General features: G+C 62.5%; 16 protein-coding genes. 7 read left to right on the forward strand and 9 right to left on the reverse strand.

Annotation, left to right across the window (positions count from 1 at the left end; translation table 11 throughout):
* Positions 1–43: 43 nt before the first annotated feature.
* From CAG25_RS03030 to CAG25_RS03040, 3 genes are read right to left on the reverse strand one after another with little or no spacing between them, the layout of a single operon-like run.
* Positions 44–655: a DUF4136 domain-containing protein gene (locus tag CAG25_RS03030; RefSeq protein WP_064379241.1), complete on the reverse strand. Its 612-nt coding sequence runs from the start codon at positions 653–655 to the stop codon at positions 44–46.
* 12 nt (positions 656–667) lie between these two features.
* Positions 668–1,417, reverse strand: a complete 750-nt coding sequence (locus CAG25_RS03035) for a methyltransferase (protein ID WP_064593249.1) — start codon at positions 1,415–1,417, stop codon at positions 668–670.
* Positions 1,417–1,719 carry a MazG-like family protein gene (locus tag CAG25_RS03040; protein WP_085610997.1) on the reverse strand — a complete coding sequence of 101 codons (303 nt, stop codon included), beginning with the start codon at positions 1,717–1,719 and terminating at the stop codon, positions 1,417–1,419. Before CAG25_RS03040 ends, CAG25_RS03035 begins: the two co-directional genes overlap by 1 nt.
* Positions 1,720–1,862: 143 nt before the next feature.
* Here CAG25_RS03040 and CAG25_RS03045 point away from each other — a divergent pair, with 143 nt between their 5' ends.
* Both CAG25_RS03045 and CAG25_RS03050 read left to right on the forward strand, forming a co-directional pair.
* Positions 1,863–2,156 carry a hypothetical protein gene (locus CAG25_RS03045; RefSeq protein ID WP_007951010.1) on the forward strand — a complete coding sequence of 98 codons (294 nt, stop codon included), beginning with the start codon at positions 1,863–1,865 and terminating at the stop codon, positions 2,154–2,156.
* 37 nt (positions 2,157–2,193) lie between these two features.
* Positions 2,194–3,543 carry an MATE family efflux transporter gene (locus tag CAG25_RS03050; RefSeq protein ID WP_085610998.1) on the forward strand — a complete coding sequence of 450 codons (1,350 nt, stop codon included), beginning with the start codon at positions 2,194–2,196 and terminating at the stop codon, positions 3,541–3,543.
* A 9-nt stretch (positions 3,544–3,552) separates the two neighbouring features.
* Here the strand turns inward: CAG25_RS03050 and CAG25_RS03055 are convergent, their stop codons facing one another.
* The 6 genes from CAG25_RS03055 to CAG25_RS03080 all read right to left on the reverse strand — a co-directional run bounded on the left by CAG25_RS03055 (position 3,553) and on the right by CAG25_RS03080 (position 10,245).
* Positions 3,553–4,347 (reverse strand): DUF4123 domain-containing protein, encoded by a 795-nt coding sequence (locus CAG25_RS03055; RefSeq protein WP_085610999.1) that lies wholly within the window; start codon positions 4,345–4,347, stop codon positions 3,553–3,555.
* Positions 4,344–5,693, reverse strand: coding sequence for a type VI secretion system Vgr family protein (locus tag CAG25_RS03060; RefSeq protein WP_085611000.1), 1,350 nt, complete (start codon positions 5,691–5,693; stop codon positions 4,344–4,346). The genes CAG25_RS03055 and CAG25_RS03060 overlap by 4 nt, the downstream gene beginning before the upstream one ends.
* A 232-nt stretch (positions 5,694–5,925) precedes the next feature.
* On the reverse strand, positions 5,926–7,839 hold the full coding sequence (gene speA, locus CAG25_RS03065; protein ID WP_085611001.1) for an arginine decarboxylase: 1,914 nt from the start codon (positions 7,837–7,839) through the stop codon (positions 5,926–5,928).
* 218 nt (positions 7,840–8,057) lie between these two features.
* Entirely contained in the window at positions 8,058–8,429 is a 372-nt protein-coding gene (locus CAG25_RS03070) for a translation initiation factor Sui1 (protein ID WP_085611002.1), read from the reverse strand.
* Between the two features lie 187 nt (positions 8,430–8,616).
* Positions 8,617–9,174 (reverse strand): NUDIX hydrolase, encoded by a 558-nt coding sequence (locus CAG25_RS03075; RefSeq protein ID WP_085611003.1) that lies wholly within the window; start codon positions 9,172–9,174, stop codon positions 8,617–8,619.
* 3 nt (positions 9,175–9,177) lie between these two features.
* Entirely contained in the window at positions 9,178–10,245 is a 1,068-nt protein-coding gene (locus tag CAG25_RS03080; protein WP_039772049.1) for a DUF2333 family protein, read from the reverse strand.
* Between the two features lie 428 nt (positions 10,246–10,673).
* Between CAG25_RS03080 and gcbA the strand changes: the two genes are divergently transcribed.
* The 5 genes from gcbA to accB all read left to right on the forward strand — a co-directional run bounded on the left by gcbA (position 10,674) and on the right by accB (position 17,237).
* Positions 10,674–12,344: a diguanylate cyclase GcbA gene (gcbA, locus tag CAG25_RS03090; protein WP_039772046.1), complete on the forward strand. Its 1,671-nt coding sequence runs from the start codon at positions 10,674–10,676 to the stop codon at positions 12,342–12,344.
* Between the two features lie 953 nt (positions 12,345–13,297).
* Positions 13,298–14,341 carry a methyl-accepting chemotaxis protein gene (locus CAG25_RS29015; RefSeq protein WP_371857702.1) on the forward strand — a complete coding sequence of 348 codons (1,044 nt, stop codon included), beginning with the start codon at positions 13,298–13,300 and terminating at the stop codon, positions 14,339–14,341.
* 58 nt (positions 14,342–14,399) lie between these two features.
* A complete protein-coding gene (locus tag CAG25_RS03100) occupies positions 14,400–16,157 on the forward strand; it encodes a protein-disulfide reductase DsbD (RefSeq protein ID WP_085611006.1) in 1,758 nt (585 codons plus the stop codon).
* A 132-nt stretch (positions 16,158–16,289) separates the two neighbouring features.
* The gene (gene aroQ, locus CAG25_RS03105) at positions 16,290–16,745 is read left to right on the forward strand and encodes a type II 3-dehydroquinate dehydratase (RefSeq protein WP_064593231.1); all 456 of its coding nucleotides are present in this window, start codon (positions 16,290–16,292) and stop codon (positions 16,743–16,745) included.
* Positions 16,746–16,769: 24 nt separating this feature from the next.
* Positions 16,770–17,237, forward strand: coding sequence for an acetyl-CoA carboxylase biotin carboxyl carrier protein (gene accB, locus CAG25_RS03110; RefSeq protein ID WP_007951023.1), 468 nt, complete (start codon positions 16,770–16,772; stop codon positions 17,235–17,237).
* The last annotated feature ends 14 nt before the right edge of the window (positions 17,238–17,251 follow it).

The following is a 17,251-nucleotide window of genomic DNA, read 5'->3' on the forward strand; positions in this document are numbered from 1 at the left end:
CGGTGGAAGACATGAACCTGAGGGCGCTTTCATTTGCAGAAGGCTAACCGGGAGGATACGCCGACATGGCCTTTTCGACAGCCTCCCGAATCGCATCGGTGCGATCACTTTGTTTACCCTGGGTACCGGTTTCGGCGCTGGCGCTCCAGACCGGTTGACCACTGCCGGCGTCGAACAGATCGACCCGCACCACCACGACCTGCTCCTGATAGGTACGCACGATCGGCACTGTGTTGTACATTCCGTAACCGCGGCCGTAACGGTCATATCCGCCGTAGCCGCCGTAGTAACCGTAATCGTCCTGCACCTGACGCAGGCGGGTTTCCAGGCTCAGGTTGGCGCTGACCAGCAGGTCGGCCGGGCGGTTGTCATGCAGCGGGCGCAGGCCGCGCTGGTCCAGCGCACTGCTCACGGCTTCGGCCACTTGCGCCGAATCCGCCCAGGCCGTGCCCGGTGGGAGTTGACCGTTGAGCCACGCCCAACTGCGATAGCGCCCGTAATCCCGTGGCGGCGCAGGATAAGCGCTGCGGTCGAAGGTGGTCGCCGCTTGCGGTGGGGCCGGCGGCAACGGTCGTGACTGCGCCACGTAAGGGTTGCTGCCCTGGCAGGCGGCCAACCCCAGACAGATCAGCAGTAACCCTGAATGACCTTTCATATCTCGCTCCGATCAGATCGGCCGGCAGATCCAGTGCAAGTAGCGCCCAAGCCCGGCGAAGCTTGGGTGACGACGGTGGGCGAGTTCCATCTCGAGCAAATCAATCAACTCGGCGCGGGCCTGGAATTCCACCGGCATGTAATCGTGGAAAACCCGCACCCCGCTCTGGGTTTCGACCTGCCACAACCCGGCGAGTTGCGTCGCCAGTTCCCGTGGATCGAGTGGCTGCTGCGGGGTCAGGCTCTGCTTTTCGCCGGCCAGGTCGTTCTTGCGCATTTTCTTGAAATGGCCTTTGAGCAGGTTCCGGTAAATCAGCGCATCGCGGTTGTAGAACGCCAGCGACAGCCAGCCGCCGGGCTTGGTCAACTGATGCAGCACCGGCAGGATCGCGTGGGGTTCGGCCAGCCATTCCAGCACCGCATGGCACAGCACCAGATCGTAAGGCTCGGTGAGCTGGCCGAGCAGTTCCTGCCAGGGCGCCTGAATGAACGTCGCGCTTTGCCCGGCTTCGGCAAAGCGCTGGCGGGCGCCTTCGAGCATCGGTTCGGCCGGCTCGGTGAAGGTCACCTCGTGCCCGCGTTCAGCCAGCCACAACGACATGTGGCCCAGCCCGCCACCGATATCCAGCACCCGCAACGGACGATCCGGCAAGGCTTCGGCGAGGTCGGCCTGCAACACGGCGAGGCGGATCGCGCCTTTGGCGCCACCGTAGATTTTTTCGGCGAAACGGGTCGCCAGTTGATCGAAATGACGGTCGCTCATCAGCTGAACCGCCGTTCGCTGTCGGCGAGTTTGCTGCGCACCACTTCATTCATGTCCAGCCCCAGTTCGCTGCACAGCAGCAACAGATAAAGGACGATGTCGCCGACTTCCTGCCCGGCGTGGGCCAGCTTGTCCGCCGGCAGTGCGCGCGACTGGTCTTCGGTCAGCCACTGGAAAATTTCCACCAGTTCGGACATTTCCACGCTGGCGGCCATGGCCAGGTTTTTCGGGCTGTGAAATTGCCGCCAGTCATTGCGGTCGCGAATGGCGTGCAGGCGTTCGGTCAGTTCAACAAGGTTCATCGGGCTCTCCTGAAGGCGTATAGCTTCGGGGGGATGCCGAGCGAAGGCAAGCGCCAGTCGCCCGTTAAAACCCTCTATGCTTGCAGGGAACTCGACCGCACCCGCTGCGGCCAAAGGCTCAGCTCTTTCATCAGGAAACAGACATGCAGGTAGAAAGCTTTTTCGAATGGCTGGGCCAGGCGCTCGGCTCGATCATCCGCTTCATCGTCGATGGCCTCAGCGGCCTGTTCAATCTGCTCGGCAACGCCGGCGGCAACTTTGTCGACGGGCTGTCGAAGGCGCTGGGCATGGACACGTCGATCATCAGCATCATCGCGCTGATCGTCGGCCTGATGCTGCTGTGGTCGGCGATCCGCGCGTTCATGAATGCCTCGATCATTGCCGGGATCATCTGGTTGCTGCTGGGATTGTGGCTGCTGAGCTGGATCATTCACTGACACCTCCCGTTACAATGCCGCTCCCCAAGGAGCCCGCATGTCCAACCTGATCGCCGACTGGCGCGACCGCCCGACCCATCGCCGGGTCTGGGCCCTCGCCGCCCCCATGATCCTCTCCAACATTTCCGTGCCGCTGGTGGCGCTGGTCGACAGCACCGTCATCGGTCACCTTCCCCACGCCCATCAACTGGGCGCGGTGGCGGTAGGCGCCAGCCTGTACACCTTTCTGGCTTGGGCCATGGGATTCCTGCGCATGGGCACCACTGGCTTCGCCGCCCAGGCCGCCGGGCGCAGCGACGGCGCGGCCTTGCGGCAGATTCTGCTTCAGGGCCTGCTGCTGGCGATGGGGCTGGCGCTGCTGCTCGGGGCGCTGGGTGTACCACTGAGCGGGGTCGCGCTGCACTTCATGCAACCGTCGGCGGAGCTGGATCAACTGACCCGTGACTTCTTCCACACCCGCCTGTTCGGGCTGCCGGCGGCGCTGGCCAGTTATGCGCTGGTCGGCTGGTTCCTCGGCACCCAGAACGCCCGGGCGCCGCTGGCCATTCTGCTGAGCACCAACCTGATCAACATCGTGCTCAACCTGTGGTTCGTGATTGGTCTTGACTGGGGCGTGGTCGGTTCGGCCCGGGCCTCGGTGATCGCCGAATGGAGCGGCGCCCTGCTCGGCTTGTGGATGACTCGCAAGGCATTGCGCGCCTATCCCGGTCACATCGCCTGGGTTGCTCTGAAAGTCTGGCAGAGCTGGCGTCCGCTGCTGGCGGTCAACCGCGACATTTTCATCCGCAGCCTGGCTCTGCAATCGGTGTTTTTCCTGATCACCGTGCAGGGCGCGCGACTCGGCGATGCCACGGTCGCGGCCAACGCGCTGCTGCTCAACGGCCTGCTGCTGACCGCCCACGCACTGGACGGACTGGCCCACGCCGTCGAAGCCCTGTGCGGCCACGCCATCGGCGCCCGTGATCGTCTGGCCCTGCGCCGTTCGCTGGTGGTTGCCGGCGGCTGGTCGTTGCTCGCGAGCCTGGGCTTTGCCGCGCTGTTTCTGTTGGCCGGCCACCTGTTCATCGAAATGCAGACCGACATCCAGAGCGTGCGCGAAACCGCGTTCATTTACCTGCCCTACCTGGCCGTGCTGCCGTTGATCGCGGTCTGGAGCTACTTGCTCGACGGCCTGTTCATCGGCGCCACCCGCGCCCGGGAAATGCGCAACGGCATGCTGGCGACCGTGATCCTGCTGCTGCCTGTCGCTTGGGCGCTGCAAGGTCTGGGCAATCACGGCCTGTGGATTTCGTTCCTGTTGTTCATGGTGCTGCGCAGCCTGACACTCGGGGGACTGGCGTGGTGGCTGCGACGCACCGATGGCTGGTTCAACGGTGCCGCTCACTGAAGCGATGCTTCACGACGGATCGTTCAACCAGCGCCGACGCAACAGTTCGAGTCGTTCTCGCGGAGTCAAACCTTGCGGCAGCGGCATCAGCTCGGCACGCGGATGCAGCAAACGCAACCACAACCAGTCGTCCAGCAGCGTCTGCTCGCTGAAGCCCAGTGCCAGACCTTGTTCCTGAAAGGCTGATATCAGCCGAAAGTTGTTTCCCGTCGCCTGACTCCAGCGCCAGACATGCTGATCCAGCAGGCAACGGTGCAAGCGTTCACGCTGTTGACGGGTCAGGCTTTGCTCGATGCGCAGCGGCTCCACGGCCAGCCCCGGATTGCGCAGTTGCTGCCAGCCCTGACTGCCAGCAGCCAGATCGGCCCAAGTCCCGCCGAACCAGCGCAGCCATCCGATCGGCCCAAGCCAGCAGCTCAATTGCCGGGCATCGCAGGCATCGAAAAAGTAACTGGCGGTCTGCCGATTGTAGAAATTGAGCAGTGCCCGGTGATTCAGGCCGATGGACACGGTCAGCATCCGCTGCAAGTGTTCGCGCAGTGTCTGCGCCGAGACCTCGCTGCCCAGCAGCAGCCCTTGCCAGGTCATGGGATCGGTGTGGCAGAGCGCCGATAGCGCCGGGCAATCACGCAGGTCGATCAGCCATGGGCCTTGCTCACTGACCGGCTGAAACTCGGTACCGTCAAACAGCTGCAGGCAGTGCACACCGGAGAATCCCTGACGTAACGTCTTCACTGCCTGAGGCGCCTGTGCGATATCCAGCAACAACCATTGAGCGCGTTGTCCGGGGGCTGCGCCGCTCATCTTCCATCGCTCGTTTTGAGCCCGGCGACCAATCGACAGCTGCACAGTGACGCCGAGCAATGGCGATAACTGCCGCCCCCCGGTATCAGGCACAGCAACAACAGAGGCTCGGCCGCCTTCAACCATTGAGGCACGCCGGCGGTATCCAGGCGCTCGGGCAGCGTTGACGATGCGTCATCCTCAATGCCCTCGATGAGTGCCGGGACCTGCAAGACGCCACTGATCACGGGCTGCTCAGGGTCACCTTCGAGAAAGCTCACCACCACCTCTACCCCGTCCTTCAATGATGCCATCGGCGTATCGGCCAACGCCGGCGCCAGCGGCAGCCAGCAGTGGCTGGGGCGGGCCCCTTCGCCCTGATAAAGCCAGTCGAACTGAACGGCCACCGGCCGCACGGCATCAGGTTGCGTCTCCTCGACCGACACCACCCAGGCACGCTGTGGGCTGCACATGCGAGCACCGCGGTATTCAACGGGTGATCGAGGCTCCGGCAACTGGTCAAGGGCAAAAATCCGGTTGCTGTAGGGCGGCTCGAGCGACTGATCGGCTCGATGCTCGATTCGACTCACCAGCCAGTCCGTATTGGCGTCTGCCAAGGGCTCGCCGGAAATCGTCAACCAGTGACCACTGCGCAGGGTTGGCGAATCGGAATGCCCCTGAGCCGTCAGTGTCCGCCGCGGCCCCTTTGCGTGCAGGCGGGCATGCTCGCCCAGTTGCCAGCGGCGCACTGGCGGCGACGGCGCTCCATCTTCGCTCTCGAATTGCAGGTTGCCGGCGCGTGGCAGCCGGGCCGGGTCATCACCGAACACCAGGCAATGCCCCTGGCTCCCTTGCTCGAAGTGATAGTGAATGCGTGCCTGTCCGCACAGCCTCTGTACCAGTTGCAGATCCGACTCGCCGTACTGGGTGCAGAATGTCCGGGGCGGATAAGCGCCTTGCAGATCGAACCGACGCCAGTTGCCACTGATGCCGTGCTCCTTGAGCACCTGATCCAGAATCTGCGGCACCGAGCGGTCGCTGAAGATGCGCTGGCTGAAGCGCAGTCCCAGACAGCTCAACCGCGGCCCCAGCCGCGCCCGGCACAACCGGGCGCTGCGCCCCTGTTCATGCTGGACAAGGCTATGCAACTGCCCGTGAATACCATTGCCGCAAGGCCCGAAACACAGGCGCGCCGAACGATACATCAGCCCGGCAAGGTCCAGGTGCGGATCATCGACCAGCAAGTCGATCTCGAACGCGAAAGGCTCGCTGATGGCTTCGCAACCCGTAAATGCCAGGACTTCAAGCGAGTCGGACAGGCCCGCTACATCGAGACGAAACGACGGCTCGTCGGCTGGATCGAACATGGGGGGATTCTCTACAGGGGGGCGGGCGGGGATTCTCGCCGAGACCCATGGCCGAGTAGAGGGCCGAACTACAAATTCGGAAATGACCTACGCGAAAAGCAGACAACGTCACTTTGCTGGCCTGGAAACAGGCCATTTCGCGAAGAGAAAAAGAAGCGTCTCACCCGGTCATCTGAAACGTCCGCGGTGGGCGGAACAATTTCAGACAACCAGATAAAAGCGGAACCTGGCCTCAGGAGGACAGGTAGGAGGAGCGGGTCAGACCCAGGCGCAGGGCATCGAGGAACTGGGTGCGTTCGCTGGCGCTGATGCGGGCACTGGCGCACTTGTCGCGATAGTGAGTCATCAGTTCTTCCGGCGACAGGTGCACATAGCGCAGCATGTCTTCGATGGTGTCGTGGGTTTCAATGCCGGCGTGGTAAACGCTGCCGTCGGCGTTCTGGTAAATGTTCACCGAGTCGGTGTCACCGAACAGGTTGTGCATGTCGCCAAGAATTTCCTGATAGGCGCCGACCAGGAACACGCCCAGCAGATAGTCTTGACCTTCGTTCAGCGCATGCACCGGCAGGCTGGTCTCGATGCTCTGCTCGTCGACGTACTGGTTGATCTTGCCGTCGGAGTCGCAGGTCAGATCCTGCAGCACCGCGCGACGCAGCGGCTCTTCGTCGAGACGGTGCAACGGGATGATCGGCAGCACCTGATCGATCGCCCAGGTGTCCGGCAGGCTCTGGAATACCGAGAAGTTGCAGATGTACTTGTCGGCCAGCTTGTCGTTGAGTTCGTCCAGCACCTGACGGTGCGAACGCTGACGTGCCTTCAGCGAGTTGTGCAGACGACGGCATACGGCGAAGTAGCACTGCTCGGCCAGGGCCTTCTCGGCCAGGGTCAGTTTGCCGTCGGCGTACTGGGCGGCCACGTCGCTCATGTAGTGGGTGGCGCGCCAGTAGGTTTCGGTGACCATTTCGATGTCGGTCGGGCCCAGCAGGTCAACCAGCCACTGCACGGTTTCCGGCAGCGCTTCCTTGTTCTCGATCAACGGGATTTCGTCGTTGTGTTTCTCGACGTCGGTGACCTGCACCACCAGCATCGCGTGGTGCGCGGTCAGCGAGCGGCCGCTTTCGGAGAAGATGTGCGGATGCGGCAGCGCCTGCGCATCGCAGAACTCCTTGAGCATGCCGACCACGACACCGGCGTAGTCATCCATGTCGTAGTTGATCGAACTGGCGTTGCGCGAGTGCGTACCGTCGTAGTCCACACCCAGGCCACCACCGACGTCGATGTGATCGACCGGCAGACCGAGGTTGCGCAGCTCGCCGTAGTAACGGATCGCTTCCTTGAAACCGTGCTGGTAGTCGGCCAGGTTGGCGATCTGCGAACCCATGTGGAAGTGCAGCAGACGGATGCCCTGATCCAGGCCCGCCGCGCGGAAACGCTCGACCACCGACAGCAGTTGCGCCGCCGACAGACCGAACTTGGATTTCTCGCCACCGGTGTCCGCCCACTTCGACGACGCCAGGGAGGACAGACGCACGCGCAGACCGACCTGCGGCTTGACCTTGAGCGAGGCGGCCTCTTCGATCACCAGACCGACTTCGGATTCTTTCTCGATCACAATGAATACATTGTGGCCGAGCTTCTGGCCCATCAGCGCCAGACGGATGAACTCGCGGTCCTTGTAACCGTTGCAGACGATGGTGCCGCCCTTCGGCGCCAGCGCCAGCACGGCCAGCAGCTCGGGCTTGGAGCCGGCTTCCAGACCGATGGAAACGTTCTGGGTGGCGATGATGTTCTCGATCACCGCTTCCTGCTGGTTGACCTTGATCGGGTACAGCGCGGTGTATTTGCTCTGGTATTCCAGACGCTCGATGTTCGCATCGAAAGCGCCGGTCAGCTGACGGACGCGGTCTTGCAGGATGTCGGGAAAACGCACCAGCAGCGGCAGGGACAAGCCACTCTTGCGCAGCTGGTCGACTTGTTCGAACAGATCGATAGGCGAGCTGCTCGGGCCGTTGGGACGAACTTCGACGCGACCGGCGTCATTGATCGCGAAATACCCGGCCCCCCAATGGCGAATCCCGTAAACACTGCGGCTGTCCGCAACTGTCCATTGGCTGCCATCGTCTTTGCGTGTGCGTCGTACGGACATCGAAGTCCCCTATAAAGAAGTCATAGTGCGTCGCCTGATCGCAGGCCGGCGCAGTCTAAAGAATGAAAATGACGGTTCGTCAGCGGGGCGGTAGACCGCGCTGACAGCGTTGAGTTTAGAAACCGGTCATGAACAGGCTCTGTGAAAACCATGGAAACGACGTCAGGCCCAGGGACTCTGGAGCTGAATCAAGCCGCCGGTGGGTTTCACAGAGGCTGCTAGCCGCCGGACTTCTTCGCTTTGAAGCCGTGCTTGACCAACTCGGCCAGGAGCAGCTCGACATGGTCGCCCTGGATCTCGATGATCCCGTCTTTCAACGCACCGCCGGTGCCGCAACGTTTCTTCAACGTTGTCGCCAGCTCCTTGAGTGCGTCTTCGGCCAGAGGCACGCCGTTGATGGTGGTCACCGTCTTGCCGCCACGCCCCTTGCTCTCGCGGCGCACACGGGCAATGCCGTCGCCGGCCGGGATCACGGTTTGCTTGCAGATACAGGCGTCCACCGGCTTGCTGCATTCCGGACAATGACGACCTGCGTCGGTGGAAAATACCAGGCCGCCAAGGGCGGCGAAGGATGCGGCTTTTTTGGCCACCGGCAATCCTCTCGGGAGGACAAAGACTGATCGCAGCCTTGGGCAAGGCTATCGACCGCGAAGCCCCACTCAGGCAGGGGCAGCGCTACTGCACCGGTTCTTCAATAAAAGCAGGCCGGTGCAGCTTGAAAAGGTCGCGCAGTGTAACGGCAAAAACGCCGATTGCTAAGTGCCAATCGGCGCCAATTTATGTGTTCTTTGCGACGTTGCTTTGCTGAGCCTTCAGATAACGTTTCAAGGCTGCCAGAGAGTCCGGGCAATAAGGCTTTTGCTCGATTTCCCGCATGACCTGTTCGATCGGAATGAAGCGCGCTTCGAGCACCTCCTCCGGCTGCAGGATCAACGGCCCGTCCCACACCGCCGAAAACGCCGAACACCACAGGCGATTGCCGGTGTCTTCGAAGTAGAAATGGTCGTGGGCCGTCAGTTCGACACCACTCACCCCCAGCTCTTCCTCCAGTTCACGGGCCGCCGACTCGGCGTAGGTCTCGTTCGCCTGCACCATGCCGCCCGCCGCCACGTCCCAGTAACCGGGATAGATGGCTTTGCTCAACGTGCGCCGATGCACGCAGAGTTCACCGGCGGAGTTGAACAGCATGATGTAGGTGCCACGGCCGATCAGTCCGCGTTCTCGCAGGTCCGAACGCACCAGGGCGCCGAGCAGGTTGTCCTGCTCGTCGACCCAGGCGATCTGTTCGGCATCCGAGGCGGCGCGGTGGGCCGCCTCTCTGGCGCTCTCGTCCATGACTCAGCCCTGATTGAGCAGTTGACGCAAATCGATCACGGCCGCGTTGGCCCGGGAAATGTAGTTGGCCATGACCAGCGAGTGGTTGGCCAGCACACCGAAACCGCTGCCATTGAGGATCATCGGGCTCCAGATCGGTTCCTGGGAGGCTTCCAGTTCGCGGATGATCTGACGCACGCTGACGGTCGCGTTCTTCTTTGCCAGCACATCGGCGAAATCGACCTCGATCGCGCGCAGCAGGTGCGACAGCGCCCAGGCCTGACCGCGAGCTTCGTAGAACACGTTGTCGATCTGCATCCACGGAGTCTCGACGACTTCCTCGTCGACCTGCGGCACTTCACCCACCGCCGGCACTTCGGTTTTCAGCGCGGTGTTGAGCTTGACCCGGCCAACACTGGCCGACAGGCGTTGCGACAGCGACCCGAGACGAGTACCGACATCACCCAGCCAGTTGTTCAGGTTGTCGGCACGGGCATAGAACAAGGCATTTTTCTGGGTCGGATCGGACAGGCGCGCCTGATAACGGCTCAGGGAATTGATGCCTTCCTGATACTCCGATTCGCTGGATGGCAGGATCCAGCTCTTGTTGTCGAAGTTGAAGCGCGGCTCGGCCTTGGCCAGGTCGGCGTCTTCAGCCGATTGCGACTGCGAGCGGGCGAAGTCCTTGCGCAAGGCACGGGTCAGGTCGCGGACCTGCACCAGTACGCCGTATTCCCAGCTCGGCATGTTGTCCATCCACAGGCCCGGCGGGAAACGGTCGTTGGAAATATAGCCGCCCGGCTTGTCGAGCAAAGTGCCGGCAACGGTTTTCAGGGTTTCGACGGTGGTGTAGCCGACCACCATCTGCTTGCCCTCTTTCTCGGCGGCAACCTGAGCGTTCTGCGCCACGGGAAACAGCGCCGGCTCCTGGCTCCAGTACCAACCCAGGCCAATGGTCACCAACAGGTAAATGGCAACCAACGTGGCCAGCGCCCGGCTGAACAACAGCCCGCCGACATAGCTGCGGGCGGCCGACTTGGGCTCGGCGGCACGTTCAGGCGCGCTGCCCGCGCGGTTCTTCCAGTCCAGCATGGCGATATCCTTTCAATCTTGGGTTCAACGGTTCGACCACAACCATACAACAACGTGCCTCGACCGGGCACCCGTCAATATTGACAGGCGCTGCCTCGCCACCCGACACAAGGCCGGGACAGACCGCCCTAAGGGATTCCCCGATAGCGAATTCATCGCCATTGCGCTGCCGATACCCGCAACGGGACAGCACAAAGACCCTGCCATCCCTTCCCCGCGCTCCGGTAAATTCATGGTTGCGCAGATCGGCAAATGCCCGGCAGATGGGGGCTTCACCGACGATCAGGTTCAAATTGAAACCCGGCAGTCAGAAACTGAATGGTGACGCACAGCAGATTATTGACGTACGACACTCATGTAAGGGAAAAGAGGTGCTAGCATAGAGCCACCAGTCGATCTCAGCATGCACCCTAACTAGTAGTCAGGATATGACCGAGCCAGAAGACCCCAGCCGTGAGCGCCTCAAGCACCACTTTGCCCAGCGGGTAATTCATCAGGCACGTCAGATTCTTGAGATATGGCAGCGCCTGCAACGCAGTGAGTGGTCCACTGCCGACCTCGCCGAACTGAGCGAGGCCAATCTGCGCCTGCTGCGTTTTGCCGAGCGCTTCGAACAGCCCGAGCACACGCAGTTGGCCCGCCACATCAGCCAGTCGCTGGAAGCGGTGGACGCCAATCGCGGACGCCTGAGCAGCGGCCTGATCACCGATCTCAACCGTTTGATGCAGCGTCTGTCGCGCACCGGGCTGCGCCATGGCGATCAGCTCGATCAGACCTTCCTGCCGCCCCTGCGCAAACCGATCTACGTGATGCTGCAGGATCACGACCGCGCCGAGCGGCTGGCCAAGCAGCTGGAGTTTTTCGGTCTGAGCGCCCAGGCGCTGGACAGTGTGTCGGCGTTTCGCTCCTCAATGGTCGAGCGCCTGCCGGCCGCGATTGTCATGGACGTGGATTTCAGCGGCGCCGGCGTCGGTCTGAAGCTCGCCGCCGAAGCCCAGCAAGGTCTGGAAGAACCGCTGCCGCTGCTGTTCTTCAGCCTGCACGAAACCGACACCCCGACCCGCCTCGCAGCGGTGCGCGCCGGTGGCCAGGAATTTCTCACCGGTACCCTCGAAGCCTCGAGCCTGCTGGAGAAGATCGAAGTCCTGACCTGCGTCGCCCAGTACGAACCCTATAAAGTGCTGATCATCGACGACTCCCGCGCCCAGGCCCTGCACACCGAACGCCTGCTCAACAGCGCCGGGATCGTCACCCGCACCCTGATCGAACCGATCCAGGCCATGGCCGAGCTGGCGGACTTCCAGCCAGACCTGATCATCCTCGACATGTACATGCCGGCCTGCACCGGCACCGAGCTGGCCAAGGTCATTCGTCATAACGATCGCTACGTCAGCGTGCCGATCATTTACCTGTCGGCCGAGGACGATCTGGACAAACAGCTCGACGCCATGAGCGAAGGCGGCGACGACTTCCTGACCAAGCCGATCAAGCCGCGCCACCTGATCACCACCGTGCGCAACCGCGCCGCCCGCGCGCGCAACCTGAAAGCACGGATGGTCCGCGACAGCCTCACTGGCCTTTACAACCACACGCACATTCTGCAATTGCTCGAAGACTGTTCGTTCCGCGCCCGCCGCGAGAACAAGCCGTTGAGCTTTGCCATGCTCGACATCGACCACTTCAAACGGGTCAACGACAGCCACGGCCACCCCATGGGCGACCGGGTGATCAAGAGCCTGGCGCTGTTCCTCAAGCAGCGTCTGCGCAAGACCGACTTCATCGGCCGTTACGGCGGCGAAGAGTTCGCCATCGTCATGCCCGACACCGATATAGAAGCCGCGCACAAAGTGCTCGACGAAATCCGCCAGCGCTTTGCCGAGATTCACTATCCGGCCCAGCCGCAGGATCTGTGGTGCACCTTCAGCGCCGGCGTGGTGGAGATGCGCGACGACTCCGACAGCCTGATGATGGCCAGCCAGGCCGACGAGGCGCTGTACCGCGCCAAGGGCGAAGGGCGCAATCGGGTGCAGACCGCCCGCGACTCAAAGCAAAGTGCCACTTTTTCATCGGAATCGCCCCAATCGGTCATAACCCTGTAACAGAACCGCAATAAATTCAGGCGCTTACCATTCTGCCGTTGGTAGCCGTCATGCGCCTGAAGTTGCTCACCAATCTCAATACTCTGTTGCTGGTCGCCGTCTGCTTGGCGCTCGGCGCCACGTTGTGGTGGTCGCAGAAAGCCCTGGAACGCCCGTATCTGTTGATGGAGCGTTACCTGGGCCTGTCGCAGCAATTTCAGAATGACGTGGCACGCAACGTCGAGGATTACCTCGCCAGCGGCGACGCCCTGCGCCTGAGCAGCGCCAGTCAGGCCATCGATCAATTGCAGAAAGAACTCGGTGAGCTGCCGCCCGCGCTGGCCGACACCTTGCGCCCGAGCCTCAGCGGCCTCGATGAATTCAGCAAGACCGACCTGCTGGCCGCCGGCAAACTCGCCGGTGATCCGCAGGCGTTGCTATTGCAGGCCGAGCGCGAATTGAGCGCCAGTCTCGACCAACTCAGCACCTACGCCGGCGGTAACGCGACCTACCTGACACCCCTGCTGATTGCCTCTCAACATTTGGGCAAACTGTCGCTGGCCCGGGACAAACTGGTCAGCAGCGGACGCAGTGAACTGGCCGCCGATGTCGAGCGCGAAGTCAGCAACATCCGCGCCCAGGCCCAAACGATCGATGCCCTGCCCTTGCTCGGTGTGGTCGCCAGCAGTGAGTCCGGCAGCGACGACTTCGCCGCGCTGATGGGCATCGAAAGCACCGAAAAAGCCGCCGCCGAAGACGCCGGCGTCGGCCTCAAACGCGAACTCAACAGTTTGCTCGGCCGTTATCCGGCGGAGCTGGCGCGCACCCGCGAGCAGATCCAGAAACGCACCGACCTGAGCACCGCAACCCACCAGAAAATCGCCGCCGTGCAACAAGCCATCGCCGGCCTCGAACCGGTGGTACGCGCCCAGCACGGGCAGATCCAGGGCGAAGTACGGCTGATGCAAGGCGTGATGATCGGTCTGATTCTGCTGATCGCACTGCTGATCGATACCCTGCAGCGGCGCCTGGCCCGCACTTTGACCAACCTCGCGCCGGCGCTGTCAACCTGGGCCGAAGGCGACTTCAGCCGCGACATTCATCTGGGCAAGACCAACCGCGAACTGCACGACATCGAAGCCTCGCTCAATCGCTTGCGCGCCTACCTGGTGGATCTGGTCGGGACCATTCGCGGCAATGCCGAGCAGGTGGCGGGCAGCAGCCGCACCCTCGCCGAACTGAGCAATGACTTGCACAGCGGTGCCGAACATCAGGCCGGCGACACAGCGCTGATCCGTGATTCTCTCGGCGAACTGGAAGCGACCATTCAGCAAGTGGCCGGCGATGCGCGCCAGGCCGCCGACGCCAGTCGCCATGCCGGGCTGGCGGTCGAACACGGGCAACAGGTGATCGGCCAGAGCCTCACCGGCCTGCACGCGCTGGTCGGCGAAGTGCAAGGCAACGCGCAGATGATCGAACACCTGGCCGAAGAGTCGGCGACCATCGGCGGCGTGCTGACGGTAATCCGCTCGATTGCCGACCAGACCAACCTGCTGGCGCTCAACGCGGCGATCGAAGCCGCCCGCGCCGGGGAAATGGGCCGTGGGTTTGCCGTGGTGGCCGAAGAAGTCCGCTCACTGGCACAACGCACCGCCGGCGCCACCGCCGAAATCCAGACTCTGATTGCCGGCCTGCAAACCGCCGCCCGGCAATCGGTCGAGGGCATGCGCGCACAGGTCGAACATGCCGAAGCCACCGCCAATCAGGCGCAATCGGCGGACGGGGCGCTGGACAAGATTGTTGGCGCGATCCAGACCATCTCCGACACCGCGATCCGCATCGCCGACATCACCGCGCAACAGAGCGGCGCGGTCAGCGAGATCCGCGATCACAGCGAGCGGATTCACCAGTTGGGCGGGGACAATCTGCTGCGCATCGGTCAGGGCCGCGAGCAAGGCGAGAACCTGCTGTTGCTGGGCGGTCAGCTGCACACCGCCGTGCAGGCGTTCCGCGTGTGACACACAGCTCAGGGCCAAGTCCGCTATCATTCCCGCACCTTTGATTCGCGAGATTGTCATGCGCCGTCTGCTCTGCCTGCTGCTTTTCGTCTTCGCCCTGCCGGCCGGCGCCGCCGGTCTGTTCGACAGCAAACCCAGCGCCACGCTGGGCTCGGTCAACAACAGCGCCGATTTCCTGCCGGTGCGCGAAGCCTTTCAACTGAGTCTGGTCGAGAGCACGCCGCAATCGGTCAAACTGCGCTTCGTCGCCACCGAAGGCTATTACCTCTACCGCCACCGTTTCCAATTTCGCGCCGAGCCGGCGGACGTAAAACTTGGCGCCGCACAACTGCCGCAAGGCGAACAGAAACACGACGAGTATTTCGGCGACGTCGAGGTCTACCACGGCATTCTCGATGTGGAGCTGCCACGCAGTGATGCCCGAGCCTTCACGCTGGCCGTCACCTATCAGGGCTGTGCCGACAAGGGTTTGTGCTATCCACCGGAAACCGAACGCCTGAGCATCGAGGGCAACGCAGCGGCACGTGAGGCGTCCGCTCCGGTGACCGGTTGGGACTGGCGTGATCTGGCGCTGTTTTTCCTGGCGGGCCTGGGCCTGACCTTCACGCCGTGTGTATTGCCGATGCTGCCGATCCTGTCCGGTGTGGTGTTGCGCGGGCAGGTCGGCGGTTTGCGTGGTTTCAATCTGTCGTTGGCTTATGTGCTGCCGATGGCCGCGTGCTTTGCGCTGCTCGGGGCCTTGATGGGGCTCTTCGGCGCGCAACTGAATTTGCAGGCACGGCTGCAATCGGCGTGGGTGCTGGTGCCGTTCTCGATGTTTTTTGCGGTGTTTGCGCTGGCGATGTTCGGCGTATTCGAGCTGAAACTGCCGCACTTCATCAGCAGCCGCCTCGACCGGATCGCCGGGCGCACCGAAGGCGGCTCGTTGTGGGGCGCGGCGGTGTTGGGTGTGGTGTCGAGTTTGCTGGTATCGCCGTGCGTTTCCGCACCGCTGGCCGGCGCACTGCTTTATATAAGCGCCAGCGGCGACGCGTTGGGCGGCGGCCTGAAGCTGTTCATGCTCGGCCTGGGCATGGGCGCGCCGCTGTTGCTGGTGGCTACCGGTGGCGCGGCGTGGCTGCCGAAAAGCGGGCCGTGGATGATGTACGTGAAGAACGGCATCGGCGTGTTGCTGCTCGGGCTGGCGATCGGTCTGCTCAGCCGGGTATTGCCGGGACAGATCACCTTGCTGCTGATCGGCCTGCTGGCCGGCGGCGTCGGCCTGTTCCTCGGCGCTCTGGAATTCGTCTACAAACCGCCGCGCAAACGCCTCGGCCAGTTGCTGGGCCTGTTCCTGCTGTTTTATGCGCTGGCCTGCTGGTACGGCGCGTTCAGCGGGCAGACCGACCCGCTGAATCCAATAGCCCCGGCACGACTTGCCGACAGCGGCTCGACCGCGCAAAACAGCGGCTCGTGGCAGACCGTCAGCACCCCGGCGGAACTGGATCGGGCACTGCTCGAAGCGAAAACCGCCGGCACCCCGCTGCTGCTCGACTGGTACGCCGACTGGTGCATCAGCTGCAAAGTCATCGAACACGAAGTGCTCAATGACGCCACGGTGGTGGAGCGGCTCAAGGGCTATCGACTGATCCGCTTCGACATCACCGCGAGCAATGCCGAACAGCGCACCCTGCTCGACCGCTACAGCCTGTTCGGGCCACCGGCGCTGATGTTCTTCGGCAAGGACGGGGCAGAACGCCGCGATGTGCGGGTGATCGGCGAGATCAACGCCCGCGACTTCGCCGAACGTGTTGCCAGAGCGAATGACCGGATTTAATCAGTCAGTCACATATTTTGCGCAAACATCGGTCATCGTGCTGGCTATTGCAGAGAACTGGACAGTCACAAAGTCTTTGCGGCATAGTCGCCGGGTTCTGACGAAGGCTCACCCATAACAAGGAACACGCAGATGGCAACGCTACTGGTGCTGCACGGCCCCAACCTGAACCTGCTCGGCACCCGGGAACCCGGGACCTACGGGTCGACCACCCTGGCGCAGATCAATCAGGATCTGGAACGCCGCGCCCGTGAAGCCGGCCATCATCTGCTGTATCTGCAAAGCAACGCCGAGTACGAATTGATCGACCGCATCCACGCCGCACGCGGCGAAGGCGTGGACTTCATTCTGATCAACCCGGCGGCATTTACACACACAAGTGTCGCATTACGTGACGCGCTGCTGGGAGTGAGCATCCCATTCATCGAAGTGCATTTGTCCAACGTGCACAAACGCGAACCTTTCCGCCATCACTCCTACTTCTCCGACGTAGCGGTAGGAGTGATCTGCGGCCTTGGCGCCAGCGGTTACCGACTGGCCCTGGAGGCTGCACTAGAGCAGCTTGAACACCAAGCTATACGCCCCTGACCGACCCTTGGGAGTTGATGATTCATGGATATCCGTAAAGTTAAGAAACTGATCGAATTGCTGGAAGAGTCCGGCATCGACGAGCTCGAGATCAAGGAAGGCGAAGAGTCCGTACGCATCAGCCGTCACAGCAAGACCCCGGCGCAGCAGTACTACGCTCCGGCTCCGATGCAGGCTCCGGCCGCTGCACCTGCCGCCGCTGCCGCTCCGGTTGCTGCTGCCGCAGCTCCAGCTGCCGCTGCTGCTCCAGCGCTGAACGGCACCGTTGCCCGTTCGCCGATGGTCGGCACCTTCTATCGCAAATCTTCGCCAACCTCGCCGTCCTTCGTTGAAGTCGGCCAGACCGTGAAGAAAGGCGACACCCTGTGCATCGTCGAAGCCATGAAGATGATGAACCACATCGAAGCTGAAACCAGCGGTGTGATCGAGTCCATCCTCGTCGAAGACGGCCAGCCGGTTGAGTACGACCAACCGCTGTTCACCATCGTTTGAACTGCGGAGAGCCT

Source organism: Pseudomonas sp. B16(2017) (assembly GCF_002113205.1).
Lineage (GTDB): Bacteria > Pseudomonadota > Gammaproteobacteria > Pseudomonadales > Pseudomonadaceae > Aquipseudomonas > Aquipseudomonas pharyngis.

Excerpts from the sequence above, each read along its gene's own strand:
- CAG25_RS03055 (WP_085610999.1), bottom strand. The coding sequence starts at position 4,347 with ATGAGCGGCGCAGCCCCCGGACAACGCGCTCAATGGTTGTTGCTGGAT.
- CAG25_RS03080 (WP_039772049.1), bottom strand. The coding sequence starts at position 10,245 with ATGCTGGACTGGAAGAACCGCGCGGGCAGCGCGCCTGAACGTGCCGCC.
- CAG25_RS03060 (WP_085611000.1), bottom strand. The coding sequence starts at position 5,693 with ATGTTCGATCCAGCCGACGAGCCGTCGTTTCGTCTCGATGTAGCGGGC.
- aroQ (WP_064593231.1), top strand. The coding sequence starts at position 16,290 with ATGGCAACGCTACTGGTGCTGCACGGCCCCAACCTGAACCTGCTCGGC.
- CAG25_RS03045 (WP_007951010.1), top strand. The coding sequence starts at position 1,863 with ATGCAGGTAGAAAGCTTTTTCGAATGGCTGGGCCAGGCGCTCGGCTCG.
- CAG25_RS03040 (WP_085610997.1), bottom strand. The coding sequence starts at position 1,719 with ATGAACCTTGTTGAACTGACCGAACGCCTGCACGCCATTCGCGACCGC.
- CAG25_RS03100 (WP_085611006.1), top strand. The coding sequence starts at position 14,400 with ATGCGCCGTCTGCTCTGCCTGCTGCTTTTCGTCTTCGCCCTGCCGGCC.
- CAG25_RS03035 (WP_064593249.1), bottom strand. The coding sequence starts at position 1,417 with ATGAGCGACCGTCATTTCGATCAACTGGCGACCCGTTTCGCCGAAAAA.
- speA (WP_085611001.1), bottom strand. The coding sequence starts at position 7,839 with ATGTCCGTACGACGCACACGCAAAGACGATGGCAGCCAATGGACAGTT.
- accB (WP_007951023.1), top strand. The coding sequence starts at position 16,770 with ATGGATATCCGTAAAGTTAAGAAACTGATCGAATTGCTGGAAGAGTCC.
- CAG25_RS29015 (WP_371857702.1), top strand. The coding sequence starts at position 13,298 with ATGATCGGTCTGATTCTGCTGATCGCACTGCTGATCGATACCCTGCAG.
- gcbA (WP_039772046.1), top strand. The coding sequence starts at position 10,674 with ATGACCGAGCCAGAAGACCCCAGCCGTGAGCGCCTCAAGCACCACTTT.
- CAG25_RS03030 (WP_064379241.1), bottom strand. The coding sequence starts at position 655 with ATGAAAGGTCATTCAGGGTTACTGCTGATCTGTCTGGGGTTGGCCGCC.
- CAG25_RS03075 (WP_085611003.1), bottom strand. The coding sequence starts at position 9,174 with ATGGACGAGAGCGCCAGAGAGGCGGCCCACCGCGCCGCCTCGGATGCC.
- CAG25_RS03050 (WP_085610998.1), top strand. The coding sequence starts at position 2,194 with ATGTCCAACCTGATCGCCGACTGGCGCGACCGCCCGACCCATCGCCGG.